Raw genomic sequence first — 14728 nt, 5'->3', positions numbered from 1 at the left:
ATTAATTTTACACTTGATGAATAAACTTCGTTAATGTGTGTTTAACAGTCTTGCTATTCATTTGAAAATTATATTGTATAAAATATATGGAAATCCAGAATAAACTTACTCTCCATGCATCAAATGATCCACTTTTCATATCTTCAAGGAAAAACAAAAGACACATAATATACATGACAAGGAGTTTTTTATCTCTTCTTACGAGTTTTATATTACGTATAAAAAAATAAAGGTAAATCCCAAGGTATACTATCCCTCCTACAATACCCAATTCTATTAAGCTTTCCATTAATAAGTTGTGCGGAAATTCTACTTGATCAATTCCCGTAAGTGCAATTCCTGAGCTTCCAATTCCTGTTCCTATAAACGGATGATCATAAAAACTATCTATTCCCTTATTCATAACCATTACCCTATATAGAACACTTGCATCTTCTCCAGATGCTTTAACAAGATTAAATCTGTCAATATTTACATTTTCTATAATCAGATCAATGATATTGTGAAGGTAGAATATGGTAATAAACAGTCCCACAGCAATGGAAAGAACTACTTTATAATTTAACTTAATATTTTTAAGATTAAGGAAATAGTACACACCGATACAAAGAATTAGATTAAATAACGGTCCTCTTCCTCCCAATTGGGTCAATAAGAATAATATAATTATTCTGTAAATAATAACCGGTATTGTTACCCGCACACTGGACAATGAAAAGATGAAACACGCAGAAAGCATAATACCTACGGTAAGATAGGTTGGGATATTTTCTGAATACTGTGTAACGTCAAAAAATATAATAAATGAATAGGTGAAATAGACATAAAATAATACTATTATCACAAAAACTCCTATTATATACATCAGTTTTTTTATCTCATCAAAGATCATTCTCTTCAATGCTATGAATGGATACAGAACTGTAAGAAAGTTAAGTATCATAGACACATTCTTCTTCTCAGAGTAGATGTAAGATACGGTATACAGATTTGAAACCATAAAGAAAAACATCAACAATAAAATCAAAAATAGCTGATTATAAACTTCTTTCCTGAAAATAGTAATTGATTTTACCTCTAAAAATATAGTGATTACACATAAAAACGCACTAAGAAGAGTGATATCAGCTGGAAAAGGGATCCATTTGAAGGATCCAGAAAACACGAAAATAAAATATATAAATACTTTAAAAAAGTTATAAGAAAAAACTGTTTTAAAAAAGTCTCTCATCTATTTTTTGTTTTTATTTAAAAATTCTAAATAAACTTTTTTATAAAAGTCAACTTCCCTATATACATAGGCATTATGCCATAATATGATAAAATCACCTCCTGTTCTCTGTATTCTTTGAAGAAGGATATCCAAAGACTGCTTGGCCTCTGAAACGGAATATTTTTTATATGAACTTAATGTAACGTCCATTGCAATAAGTGATTTTTCCTTAATCTTATAGGGCCTATCATTTTTAAAATCATAAGGATGGAATTCATGGGATGTTCCACATTTAAAACCTTCTTCTTCAGCAAATCCCATGGTATAATCTATTTCAACTCCTTCAGCCTGTAGATTATCAAAGGTCTGTTGCCTATCAAATCTTAAATAGTGTTGCCTGGAGTGGACGACAGGATATCCTATTGCTTCTTTTACTCTTTCGATCTCCATCTTAAGAACAGTCCTATCTTTATAAGTATAAAATCCTGGATGGACACCGATCATCATATCCGCATTCTGTATCTGCTTTAAAATTGCTTTTAAATTCCTATCTTGAATATTATGCCCAGCATCGAATGCAGATGGATTTGCTCCCATAAAGAAAAAAATGGACTTTAGCCCATTAGCTTTGGAGTCTTTCAGAAGGGTTTCTATTCCTCTAAAATAAGGATCATTACGTTGATCTGAAAGGCTCTGAAAAAAAAACTTTACTGCAATTATAACTTCTTTTATATTTTTTGATCTGAACAGCTGTGATAGAATTGATTTTATTGATTTTAGAGGTCCGGTAAATCTGTAAATATCATCAATATCATGCGTTGGAGTTATTGAAAATTGTCTGGGTTTAATTTCTATATCAGAATATTCTTTTTTTAAAATTATCCTAAGCCACATGGCATATTCATCTACTAAAGGTATTTTAATAGTATTGTACTTCTTTGCAATACTATTTTTATATAGAAATCTATCATGTTCATCTCTTTCTTCAGAGACAAATTCATCCAAACTTGATAATAGAATAAATGATAAAGAAAGAATATCAAAATTGACAGTAATATTGTCATTTTCTGTATGATAAAGAACATTTTCTTTACCTATTTTAAGAATGGGAATTTTATAATAATCATCAAAGGCAGAAATATCTGAAAGTTCAAGATCCCCCAAAAGAAGTTTCTTAAAATTTTCAGTCCCACAAATACTGAAATTAATATTTTTATTTTTTAATTTAATTTCAATATTGTTTTCTGAAAATTCAACAACAGAAAATTCAATTTTATATCCCAGAGCAATCTCCAAGATAGTAGCAATTGTATATTTTAGTGCATTTTCAGTTCTCATCGAAAAAAATTCGCTGCTTCTATTTTGGTCATGGATTCTTTATGTCCTCCATAAATAATTTTCACCTCATCAAGATTCAGTACTTCCTGAATAGACTTTTCTGCCATTTTTTTATTACCTGAAGGTAATTTTGTTACTGTTTTTTCGCCATTTATCATCAGATCACCTACAAATATATCTTTATTGATCTTAATACTTATACAAGAATCTGAATGTCCCTTTGTGGGATAAAACTCTATTTTCTGACCATGCCAGTTAATGCTATCCATTTCAGTAACAGCTATATATTTTTCAATTTTATAAGAAAACTGTTTTCCATAAAATACTGAAAGATTTTTTTTACTGTTTTGTATATATAAAATAGACTCACTGCTTAAAACGCATATAGGATTATATCGGGATATTATATCTTCTACCCCATATACATGATCAAAATGGCCATGAGTAATTATGCAGTACTCGATAGTAATACTTTCCTTATCAATAAACTCATATAGTTCTTCATGATTTTGGGTACCAGGATCGATAATTATTCCATATTTCTGTTCATTAAAAATTAAGAAACAGTTTGAGTCTACAGGTCTATTTTCAAATTTTCTGATGAATATCTGCATTTTTTTAAGAAGATATATTTATAGAACGCCCCCCGTCTACAGTCATCTGTTGTCCTGTAATCCATCTCGCATCATCAGATAATAAATAGTTTACTGCATTAGCAATATCTTTTGCATACCCAATTCCCAAAGGATACTGCGCCTGCATTCTGACCATTACATCCTCATTATCAAATATGTTTTGAGTCATTTTCGTCAGCACTGCACCTGGTAATACAGAGTTAATTCTAACCCTTGGAGCTAGTTCTACTGCCAAATTACGCATCAATCCATCCAGAGCCGACTTGGAAGCACCATAAGTACTCATGGCTTTTGCCCCGCGGTTACTAATATTACTTGAAATAAACACTACAGAATTCAATAATGAATTATTGAATTTTTTATTAACAAGCAGTTTAATAAGTAAGTTTGCTGAGAAAACATTTGTCGTAAAACACTCCATCATAAAATCATTATTAATCAATTTCAATGGAATCATTTTCATAAATCCGGCACAGTGTACCAGCTTATGAACATTAATACTGTTCTCATTGAGAAATTGTACTAATGTTTTTTCTGTGTTTTCCAAATTACTTAGATCAAGAGCAAGAATATGGGATGTACAGCTATCTGAAAGCTTACTTTTAAGCTCATTTAGCTTCTCTACATTTCTACCTGTAAGAACCAAATCATAGACTTCCGCTAATTTTACAGCTATCTCTTCTCCGATTCCTGCTGTAGCTCCTGTTAATAAAACTGTTTCTCTCATTTTTTTATATTGCTGTGAATCCTCCGTCCACTGATAAAATTGTTCCGGTTATCCATTTGCTCATGTCTGAAGCTAAAAAAACGGCTGCATTCGCAATATCCTGTGCTTCTCCAAGTCCCATAGGATGAAGAGCATTTAATCTCTGATTATATTCATCATCAAAGATACTGGAAACGCCATCCAGCATTTCAGTTTTTATAAATCCAGGAGCAATACAATTTACTCTTATTTTTTTTCCGGCCATTTCAATTGCCAAAGACTTGGTAACTCCATGCAATGCAGATTTGGACATTGAATATGCCACATTTGCAGATGAACCTACAATTCCGTAGACAGATGAAATAAATGTGATAGATGGATGTTCTCCTCTATGGTTTTTGACACTGCAGAATATTTTTGAAAGCTCAAGAGCCGCCAATGTATTAATTTTGAAAACTTTTTCTGCAGTTTCAGCTTTAAGTGTCTTTAATGGCTGTACGCAAGGAATCCCCGCAACATTCACCAAACCGTCAAGCTTTCCTATTTCTGAAATTTTACTTTCTACGGCCTGCTTTAATCCGCTGACATCTGAAAGGTCATGTACCAGCAATAAAGAATTATTCTTACAAAGTTTCTGTGTTTCTTTAAGTCCATCTTCATTAATATCAAGTAACAACAGATTTGCGCCTAATAAAGATAGGCTAACTGCAGTTACTCTACCTATACCTGACCCGGCACCGGTGATCATTATATTTTTAGAAGAAAAATCCAGAAAACCAGTTTCTTTAAGCATTCTGTTTAGATAAAATTAAATTATAAAGTCCTTCAACAGTTTTAGAATCGGTAATTTCCTGATTGACTAACGATACTCCATATTCTTCATCTGCCATCGCAATAATTGAAAGAGTAGCCAGAGAATCCCAAGCTTCAAAGCTTGTAAGGTTATCTGCAAGATTTACCTGATCTACTTCTAATATTTCTGACATTTGTTCCAAAAAATTTTCCATATTTATATTTTAAGTTTAAACTTCTATTTGTTTACAAAAATTCATATTTCCTATATTCATAACGATAGTCCCCCACGTAAGTCCTACCCCAAAACCTGAAAAACAAACGTCCATAGTTTCTTTTTCAAGTCTTTCTCCAATGTTAAATGTAGTAGTAACTGGTATTGTAACTCCACTGGAGTTTCCGTGATTTTCCACCACATTGCTTGGAAGTTTGTCTCTGCTTACACCAATTTTATCGGCTAATTTCTGAAGCATAAATTTATTAGGCTGATGGAATAGGAAATATTCGATTTCATCAACTTTTTTTCCTGCTTCTTCTAAAATGCGTTCCACTTGTTTAGGTACGTTTGTCTGTACAAAGTTGAAAACATTGTCTCCTTGCATAACCAGATGATTTTTACTTCTTTTGTTTCCAAAAGAGTCTTCATAAAGTTCTCCAGTTTCTGCGGTGATTGGGCATCGTGCTCCACCAGCAGGGATATTAAGTGCCATTGCACCTTTTCCGTCCATTAATATTTCACCATATATAGGGCTGTTATTCTCATCTTTTTCTATGATGGTAATAGCTGCTGCATCTCCTATAAGGGGATTACTGTTTCTATCCTGTTTTGAAACTTTTGGACTTAAAACATCGGCATTACAAAGTAAAACTTTATTAATTGAAGGATTATCCAATAACATAAATGCTTGTTGAAGTCCAATAATAAATCCTGCGCAGCCCTGATTAATATCCATACATAAAACATGGTCTGATAAATCCAGATACTGATGCAGTAAATTACTCGTAGGAGGCATTATATATTCTGGAGACTGAGAAACAAATAGAATGGCATCTATTTCTTCTTTATTCAATAATCCTTTATCCAGAAGATAATCAAATCCTTTTATCACCAAATCGTAGCTGGTAATATCCTCAGATTCAACAATACGTTTTGTATTAAACCCCATCGCCATTTTCAGCTTAAGAGATTTTGCTTCTGAGAAAGAATAGTTATGCATTTCATCTTCAAATTTTACAACATTTGCAGGTAGAATGCTCAGTATTCCGGATATTTTTTTATTTGATGTTTTAATTTTCATAATTATACAGCGCCATTTCTCTTTAAAACATTCTCAATAGATTCCAATGTTTCAAAGTTTTCAGGTAAAATATCTGTTCCATCTATCGAGATTGAAAATTGTTCATCCAAAGTTGTCACCAAAGAAACCATATCAAAGGAATCCAATAATCCACGGCTGATAAAATCTGTTTCCTGAGAGAAATCGAATTCTGGCCTTACGCTGTTTAATATCTCAATTATTTTATTCTTCATATTTAAGTTTTTTATTTAATAATACTACATTATACATTTCTTCTTCTACAAATCCAAAATGTTTATATCTTTTAATAGCATTTTCATTAGTATCAATTACCCAAAAGATTTCTCTCTTTACATCTTCAAATTTAGTAAAAAACACGTCCATAAGCTTGGATCCTATTTTTTTACTTCTATGATCAGGTGACACAAACCAATATCTGAGATGGGAAGTAATCCCGTTCTTTTCAAATACAATAAACCCCTGAATCTCAGAATCGTCTGAATAATAATAAACATTCTTCTGTTCTATCATTTTCTGAAGCTCTCTACGGGTAGGAATCTGTTCTGCAAATTTATTAAAATATTTGTGATAAATATTTTGCAGTTCATCTAATCTATCTTCTCCAAGCTGATAAACGTTTTCAGGAAGATTGAATTGAACCACATCCTTTCGCATCTTATTCATCCTCATAAGTCTTGTATATTTATAAAAACCCGTGTTTGTAAACTCAGAAAATATTTCTTTAAGGTAGTCTTGGTTTCCAACAACTTCAGAAACAATAATTATATTTTCAAATTGTTTATTAATTATCTCAAGATTGTTTTTAAGATCATTAAGATCATTTGTGATAAAAAAAAATTTATAGAAGTCATCCTGTTCAATCAGGAAATATAACCCATTTTCTGAACGGTATGCAATTGTTTTTTTCTCATCAGTCAGGAAACCAAACTTTTCTTCAGACAAAAAGAAATTTGTACGAAATTTTTTACTTCTAAGTCTTATTTGATCTTCCTTAATAAGATTAAAACCAAGTACTCCTGTTTCTTCCATTTAAGAATTGATTTGTTGATTTAAAAGAGCTCTGTCTATTTTACCATTAGGATTTCTAGGCATTTCTTTAAGAAACTTATAAGAAGTTGGGATCATATATTTAGGAAGTACGTTTAAGATTTCTTTTCTGAAGATATTAAGCTCTACTTCTGTATCATTTTCATAAACCAGAACAATCTCTTTTCCCTGTCTGTTATAAACACAACAAGCGTTTTTAACAAGCTTGAGACTGTTTACAACAATATGTTCAATTTCTCCTAATTCAATTCTGTACCCTTGGTGTTTTACAAGGGTATCTTTTCTTCCTTTAAATATTATTTCTTCTCTCTCATTTAAAGAGACAATATCTCCTGTTCTGTAAATTGTTTCAGGATAATGCCTGTTAAGTGGATTGTTTACGAATGCTGCTGCTGTTTTTTCAGGAGCATTATAATATCCCAAGGCTAATGAAGATCCTCTCACACATAATTCTCCTTCTTCGCCTTTCTCTGCTAGTTTATTTTCATCAGTAATAATTAATACATCTGTATTTCTATAGGGAAACCCTATCGGTAATGGCTCATTATCACTAAACTCTCTGTCTATGATATAATAAGTACAGTCAAGTGTGATTTCTATAGGTCCATAAAGGTTCGCAAATTTTGTATGGGACAAAGACTTGTACCAATAGTTAAATTGTTTTGTAGGGAATACTTCACCTGCAAACCAAACTAGCTTTAAAGAGGATAGGTCTATTGTTTTCAAAAGATCCATATTGGCAATATTCACCATAATGGTAGGGACCCAGAAGATAAAGCTTACCTTCTCCCTTTCCAGTATTTCAAGGATTTTTATAGGGAATGCCGCCATATGTTCCGGAAGTACTACTATTGTACTGGAATGTGCCATCAACATGCATAATTCATAACTGTAAATATCAAAAATAACCGGAGAAAGAGATCCTATAATTTCATTATCTGAAAACTTAAATATATCATTGGATATTTCAATGAAGTCTATAAAGCTTCTGTGATTCAGTGCTACACTTTTAGGTACCCCTGTTGATCCTGATGTATTGATAATACAAGACATATCAGTATCAATAGATCTGTTCTCAAGTCTTGAATAAAGGTCTTGAGATCCTTTACCAGGATCAAAAACCTGGTTAAAATTAATATCATCAATTATGATCAGTTTCTCTTCGGGATAAATACTTTCAATATTCTTCTTAAAAGCATTAGTTGTAATTAAGTATTCAGGTTCAACAAGATTTAAAATTGCGGAAACTCTCTGCAAAGGACTTTTAACGTCAAGATTTAAATAAGCATTACCAGAAAACATAATACCAAGATCTGCTGTTACGCAGTGGATGGATTTGGGTAAATAAACTGCCACTGGCTTGTTTAAAATATCTTTTTTCGCCAGCAATAGATTTGCCAGAATAGCAGTTCTTTTATAAAGATTTTCAAAGCTGATTTTATCTTCATTTTCTACGACAGCTGTTTTATCAGGGAATCGTTTTGATGTATTGATAAAATATTCAATCAGATTTTTTTTCATAAGTACTATTTATTTACTAAATGTATATTTTTTGGGATCCGGATCTGTATAAACAACAACTCCTTTTCGGCCTAATTCAATGGCACGATGAACAACATATTCAGCGTCAAACATTGTGATATTTAGATTTGAAAGCTTATCTATTTTATATTTACCTGGGTCAAAATACTTTTTTACAACTCCCCAATGTGATTTTTCGGTAAAACTATAATAGAAGTCATCTTCTTTAGTCAGATAATTTTTAGTGATGATTTCTCCATTCTCTTTTTTAATATTGATCTTCGCATTTTTTTTAAAAAACAGATCAAAATATTCATACTCTCTCCTTAAAATACTGTCTGCACAATGCATTATAGTTCCCACATGATGTTTTCCTAATCCTAAAGAAAACACTTTTGCCTTTACATCAGCAAGTTTATAATATGGAGAATTTTCATCCCAAGAAGATTCAGAATACACATGAGATTCTGTCAAATATTTGGCTAATTTTCCAAATGCAGCTACAGAGTGGTAATCAAGGCTTCTTTCTATTTTTTTATAATTTCTGAAAACTTCTGGCAATAAACCGGCTAATGTAGGGGTTGTTTTAATACTAAACGTTCCTCCTTTCTTTCTTATTAATGGATATGATGGCATTAAAAGAGTTCCCTCTTCACCAATTAAATCGAGCAACATATCAATAAAAATTTCGGGAGTACCTTCATAATTATAAAATTCATCCCAAGAACTATGAATAAAAATTACATTTCCTTTTTCTACACCCATTTTCCGGAGTTTCTCTGCTAATTCCTCAGATGTAATTTTTTTTCGATAAACGTGTTTATCGAACTTCCTTTTATATTTATTCCTTAGATGAGTTAATGACCTTACTTTCAGCTTATTCCTCAGAAGATCGAAAATTTTTCTTTTCATTGTTGTCTAAACTTTTCCCATTGCAAGTCTATACGTCATTATCATTTGAATTAAATACGTAATACTCCTTCCAACAGACAATAATAATAGTGTATAAACGATATCACCTTTAAATAAAATATACCCTAACCCTAATGATGCTACAGTAAAAATAAGAAATAACATCTGCCATAAAAAATCAAATTTTTGTTTTTCTGCAATTACAAATAGCCATCCCGTAGGCATCGTTATAAAACTCAGTAGATACATTACACATAATATCTGCGCAAATATCCCGGAATCTTTCCATTGACTGCCAAAGAAAAATGCAAAAAGATCCGGAGCAAAAATAAAAAGAATAATGAATGGTGGTAAAGCACAGGCTATTAACAATAATGTTGTTTTTTTATATATTCCGGAACACTCTCCATTATTTCTATAATCCTCTGCGGCTTTCTGTTTAAACACATCTTTTACAGCATTTCCAATAAAGGATAACGGAACGCCCAAAAATCGATCAGTAAGTGCATAAAATCCCACTACTTTAAATCCAAATTGAGATGTTAAATAAAAAATAACAATTTGGACAGACAATGTATTAATCAACTGGCCTGGTATATTAAATTTAGCAAAATTAATATACTTGAAAAAGAGCTTCTTCATCACTCTTTTGTCAATACCTTTAAAACTTGCTTTGTCTTTCTTTAAAACAATATAAAATCCTGAAACAACTGCCATTACCTGTCCAAAAATCTGCCCTTTAATAAGTCCAAGATTTAAAATATTCATTTGAGGAAGTAATGCTGAAATTCCAGCAATTGAAGAGTTATTAATAATTTTATTCTTAATAAGGTTCTGAAAATATTTCTTCCTTACAAACCATTCATTTAAGAGGTTAAATGCTGAAAATAACAATCCTGCCAAAGGAATGTACACCAAAAAATTATTGTGACTTTCAAAATTGAAAGCCTTATAAATTAATTTATCAAACAAATAAATAATTACAGAACTCAACGCAAAAAAGAAAACACTTATTCCTAAACACAGCACTATTAAATTGGCTGCAACCGAGTCTTTTTTCGGAAGAATAACAGCCATTTCATACTTAAGCATCATAAATACCAATAAGAATGAAAGTACCGCTGAAAAATTAGAAAATACTCCAAAGTCTTCTGGAGTATATATTCTGGTTAATAGAAACGAAAAAAGAATAGGTATTAATTGTGCAAAGAAAGAACCTCCGATCATCACCAAAAGGTTTTTCCTGAAATCACTGCTAAGCATTTCTTTAAGCCGAAGAATAAGATTATTTATTGGCATAAATTCTTTCTATAATATCTACTACTTTCAATCCTTCCAAAGCATTGGTTGTAATAGTATTTCTACCTTTTAATACGTCTACTACATTTTCAATAATATAGTGATGATTTGCTGCAGAACCTTTATAAGCACCATAATCATTCCCTGGGTTTGTAGGTGGTAATTCCGGCATGACATAATCTTTGACATTGCAAACCTCCACTTTATCCATATATTGCCCTCCAATTTTTATAGCGCCATTCTCTGCAATAATTGTCATTGAACTTTCAAGGTTCTGATTCCATACAGATGTAGAATAGTTTAATGCTCCCATCCCACCGTTTACGAAATCAAAACTAATAAATCCTGAGTCTTCAAAATCTGTAAGAGTCTGGTGGTTAAAATCAGCAAATTTTGCCTGTATATTTGTTATATCACCGAACAACCAGTACATAATATCTATAAAATGAGAAAACTGGGTAAATAATGTACCACCATCCAGATTTTTCTTTCCATGCCATGATTCCGGCTTATAATATCTGTCATCACGATTCCAGTAGCAGTTCAGCTGAACCATGTATATTTCACCCAATTTTCCACTTTCTACCATTTCTTTAACCCAGGCGGAAGGTGGAGAATAACGATTTTGCATTACAGCAAAAACCTGTTTGTGTTTGTGTAGAGCCTGAAAAATAAGTTTTTCCGCATCCTGCTTGTTCAAAGTCAGCGGTTTTTCCACAACAATATGCTTTCCGGCATCAATTGCTTTATAAGATTGTTCAAAGTGGAATCCGTTTGGAGTAGCAATATTGATAACATCTACTTCTATTTCTGATTTCAAAAATTCATCTAATGACTCAAAGAAAGGAATATCATAGCTTTCAATTCCTAAAGCAGATTTATCCTTTATGTCTATAAGAGCTACAAGCTCACATTCAGAATTTCTTGTGATCATTTCGGCATGTCTCTTTCCGATATGTCCGCAGCCCACTACTGCAAATTTTATTTTTTCACTCATTTGCATATTTAAATTTTTGAAACTTTATTATTTTCTAATTTGTATTTTTCTCCACTTTCTTCACAAATGGCAATATTTTCTGTGTCAAACTGAAGTTTATGACCTAATTCGCTCATCCAACCCATTTGTCTGGCAGGGTTTCCCACCACCAATGCATAATCCGGAACTTCTTTTGTAACCACAGCTCCTGCACCGATAAAAGCATACTGACCTATATTATGTCCGCAAACAATAGTTGCATTAGCTCCTATAGATGCACCTTTTCCTACATGGGTCTTCAGATACTCATTTTTTCTGTTTACTGCACTTCTTGGATTTATCACATTGGTAAAAACCATTGAAGGTCCTAAAAACACATCATCATCACACGTAACACCTTCATAAATAGAAACATTATTCTGAACTTTCACATTTTTTCCCAAAACTACTTGGGGAGAAATAACAACATTTTGTCCAATATTGCATTTTTCACCCAAAATGCAGCCTGTCATAAGATGTGAAAAATGCCAAATTTTTGTTCCGTTTCCTATTTGACATCCTTCGTCAATAACGGCTGTTTCGTGTGCAAAAAAATCCGACATATCTGCTTTATATTAATTAAAATAGTTCTTAATTTCTGTAATAATAATATCCAGTACTTCCTGATCAAACTCTGTATGTACCGGAAGGGAAATAACTTCTGTACAAAGCTGCTCTGTAACAGGAAGACTAAAACCTTTCTCTACATATTGAAGAAAAGCTTCTTGTTTGTATAGAGGTAAAGGATAATATACCATACTTGGAATATTCTTTTCTGCCAAATACTTTTGTAATTCATCTCTTTTCCCATTTTTCACTCTAAGGGTATACTGGTGAAATACATGGGTAGAATTAACAGCTCTTTTAGGAGTTTGAATTTCAGCTATCCCTGCAAGATTTGTATCATAATAATCTGCCATTCTGTTTCTGGCAGCTGAATACTCATCCAAATGCTTAAGCTTAACTTTTAATACTGCTGCCTGAATGGTATCCAATCTTGAATTACAGCCTAAAACTTTGTGATAATATTTCTTTTCCTGACCGTGGTTGGCAATCATCCTGATTTTGGAAGCCAATTCATCGTCGTTCGTCATCAATGCACCACCATCACCATAGCATCCGAGATTTTTTGAAGGGAAAAATGAGGTACATCCGATATGCCCGATAGTTCCTGTTTTTTTCACAGTTCCATCAGAAAAAGTATAATCGGAACCTATTGCCTGAGCATTATCTTCTATAATAAAAAGATTGTGTTTTTCTGCAAATTCAAGAATTTTTTCCATATCAGCACTCTGGCCGTATAAATGAACGGGAACAATTGCTTTGGTTCTGGGTGTCAGATATTTTTCAAGACCATTTAACTCTATATCGAAAGTATCTTTGTTTACATCAACCATTACCGGTTTTAATCCTAAAAGACCAATCACTTCCGCAGTAGCTACATATGTGAAAGCAGGGCAGATGATTTCGTCGTCAGGCTGCAGATCAAGTGCCATCATGGCAATTTGAAGAGCATCTGTTCCGTTGGCACATGGAATCACATGTTTTACTCCCAGATATTTTTCAAAATCATTTTGAAATTCTTTTACAGCGGGACCATTAATAAATGCTGTACTATTGATACATTCCTGAATACTGATATCTACATCTTCTTTTATTTTCAGGTATTGACCTTTAAGGTCAACCATTTGAATTTTCATATTCTTAGTTTTTTGAGTGCACGGAGTGCCATTTTTTAATTCATGATAAGCTCACTTATTTTATTTCCTATGGAAAGGCATGAAGTGGCAGCCGGAGAAGGAGCATTTCTAACATGAATAATGTTTCCATTTTTCACGATATCAAAATCATCAATCAATCCTCCGTTTCTGTCGCAAGCCTGAGCTCTTACTCCTGAACCACCTGTAACAAGATCGTTTTCCTGTATTTCCGGTAAAAGTTTCTGAAGGGCTTTTGTAAAGGCGGATTTGGAAAGTGAACGGTGCATTTCTCCCATTCCTGTTTTTCCGTATTTCGCTACGATTTTTCTAAACCCTGGCCATAGCATGGTTTGCATGGTTTCGTTGAAATTGAAGTCGAAAAAATGGTATCCTTCTTTTTTAAAAGCCAGCACTGCATTAGGACCAGCTTCTATATTACCATCAATCATTCTGGTAAAGTGAACTCCAAGAAACGGAAAATTAGGATCAGGTACCGGGTAAATAAGATGTTTTACCAGATATTTTTTTTCATCCTTAATTTTATAATATTCTCCTCTAAAAGGAATAATGACCACATCGTTTTTTTCGTTGGTCATTCTGGTTATTTTATCCGAATATAATCCAGCACAGGAAATAAGTTTTTTAGTCTTAAATTCGGAAATATTGGTATTGACAATAATTTCAGATCCTTTATCAATGATGTTTTTTACTTCATTATTAAATCTTACTTCTCCTCCTAATTCTTCAAAAAGTTCTTTTATTTTTTTAGCTATTCCCGGGTAATCAATAATTCCGGTTTGCGGAACTTTAATTGCTTTTACACCTTCACAATGAGGCTCGATTTCGCGGAATTCTTCTCTGGAAAGATATTTTAAATCCTGCAGTCCGTTTTCAACTCCTCTTTTATAGATATTATCTAAAAGGGGTAATTCTTCCTGCGAAGTAGCTACAATGATCTTCCCGCAAAGGTCATATCGTATGCCGTGTTTCTCAGCAAAGTGGATAACCGAGTTATACCCTTCAATGCAATTTTTAGCTTTAAGGCTTCCCGGTTTATAATAAATACCGCTATGGATTACTCCGCTGTTATGTCCCGATTGGTGCAGGGCCACATCGTTTTCTTTTTCCAAAATTAAAATCTTAGAATCAGGATTTTTCAGCTTGGTCTGATAAGCTGTGGCCAATCCTACCAAACCTGCACCAATGATTATGATATCATAGTTCATGATCA

At 32.5% G+C, this 14728-nt stretch carries 16 protein-coding genes; all 16 read right to left on the bottom strand.

Annotated features, from left to right (window positions below; translation table 11 throughout):
• Positions 1-7: 7 nt before the first annotated feature.
• On the bottom strand, positions 8-943 hold the full coding sequence (locus tag ACODR7_RS04010) for an O-antigen ligase family protein (RefSeq protein ID WP_488837457.1): 936 nt from the start codon (positions 941-943) through the stop codon (positions 8-10).
• 288 nt (positions 944-1231) lie between these two features.
• Positions 1232-2551 carry a polysaccharide deacetylase family protein gene (locus ACODR7_RS04005; RefSeq protein ID WP_488837455.1) on the bottom strand — a complete coding sequence of 440 codons (1320 nt, stop codon included), beginning with the start codon at positions 2549-2551 and terminating at the stop codon, positions 1232-1234.
• Entirely contained in the window at positions 2548-3165 is a 618-nt protein-coding gene (locus ACODR7_RS04000) for an MBL fold metallo-hydrolase (protein WP_488837453.1), read from the bottom strand. The genes ACODR7_RS04005 and ACODR7_RS04000 overlap by 4 nt, the downstream gene beginning before the upstream one ends.
• Before the next feature lie 4 nt (positions 3166-3169).
• Positions 3170-3913 (bottom strand): SDR family NAD(P)-dependent oxidoreductase, encoded by a 744-nt coding sequence (locus tag ACODR7_RS03995; RefSeq protein ID WP_488837452.1) that lies wholly within the window; start codon positions 3911-3913, stop codon positions 3170-3172.
• 4 nt (positions 3914-3917) lie between these two features.
• A complete protein-coding gene (locus ACODR7_RS03990; protein WP_488837451.1) occupies positions 3918-4685 on the bottom strand; it encodes an SDR family NAD(P)-dependent oxidoreductase in 768 nt (255 codons plus the stop codon).
• Positions 4678-4878 carry an acyl carrier protein gene (locus ACODR7_RS03985; protein ID WP_227944283.1) on the bottom strand — a complete coding sequence of 67 codons (201 nt, stop codon included), beginning with the start codon at positions 4876-4878 and terminating at the stop codon, positions 4678-4680. The genes ACODR7_RS03990 and ACODR7_RS03985 overlap by 8 nt, the downstream gene beginning before the upstream one ends.
• A 36-nt stretch (positions 4879-4914) precedes the next feature.
• On the bottom strand, positions 4915-5982 hold the full coding sequence (locus ACODR7_RS03980) for a 3-oxoacyl-ACP synthase III family protein (protein WP_488837448.1): 1068 nt from the start codon (positions 5980-5982) through the stop codon (positions 4915-4917).
• 2 nt (positions 5983-5984) lie between these two features.
• The gene (locus tag ACODR7_RS03975) at positions 5985-6215 is read right to left on the bottom strand and encodes an acyl carrier protein (protein ID WP_047386878.1); all 231 of its coding nucleotides are present in this window, start codon (positions 6213-6215) and stop codon (positions 5985-5987) included.
• Entirely contained in the window at positions 6205-7032 is an 828-nt protein-coding gene (locus ACODR7_RS03970) for a GNAT family N-acetyltransferase (RefSeq protein ID WP_488837446.1), read from the bottom strand. The genes ACODR7_RS03975 and ACODR7_RS03970 overlap by 11 nt, the downstream gene beginning before the upstream one ends.
• Positions 7033-8571, bottom strand: a complete 1539-nt coding sequence (locus tag ACODR7_RS03965) for an AMP-binding protein (RefSeq protein ID WP_488837445.1) — start codon at positions 8569-8571, stop codon at positions 7033-7035.
• Between the two features lie 9 nt (positions 8572-8580).
• Positions 8581-9483 (bottom strand): AAC(3) family N-acetyltransferase, encoded by a 903-nt coding sequence (locus ACODR7_RS03960; protein WP_488837443.1) that lies wholly within the window; start codon positions 9481-9483, stop codon positions 8581-8583.
• Positions 9484-9489: 6 nt separating this feature from the next.
• On the bottom strand, positions 9490-10746 hold the full coding sequence (locus tag ACODR7_RS03955) for a lipopolysaccharide biosynthesis protein (RefSeq protein ID WP_488837541.1): 1257 nt from the start codon (positions 10744-10746) through the stop codon (positions 9490-9492).
• A gap of 22 nt (positions 10747-10768) precedes the next feature.
• On the bottom strand, positions 10769-11779 hold the full coding sequence (locus tag ACODR7_RS03950) for a Gfo/Idh/MocA family protein (protein WP_488837441.1): 1011 nt from the start codon (positions 11777-11779) through the stop codon (positions 10769-10771).
• Between the two features lie 8 nt (positions 11780-11787).
• Entirely contained in the window at positions 11788-12360 is a 573-nt protein-coding gene (locus tag ACODR7_RS03945; protein WP_488837439.1) for an acyltransferase, read from the bottom strand.
• Positions 12361-12372: 12 nt separating this feature from the next.
• Positions 12373-13497 carry a DegT/DnrJ/EryC1/StrS family aminotransferase gene (locus tag ACODR7_RS03940; RefSeq protein WP_488837437.1) on the bottom strand — a complete coding sequence of 375 codons (1125 nt, stop codon included), beginning with the start codon at positions 13495-13497 and terminating at the stop codon, positions 12373-12375.
• A 35-nt stretch (positions 13498-13532) separates the two neighbouring features.
• Entirely contained in the window at positions 13533-14723 is a 1191-nt protein-coding gene (lhgO, locus tag ACODR7_RS03935) for an L-2-hydroxyglutarate oxidase (RefSeq protein WP_488837435.1), read from the bottom strand.
• Positions 14724-14728 lie beyond the last annotated feature (5 nt).

The sequence above is a fragment of the Chryseobacterium sp. FG46 genome, assembly GCF_057809135.1.
The sequence above is the reverse complement of the archived record's forward strand: the minus strand, read 5'-3'. Positions and strand labels throughout refer to the sequence as shown.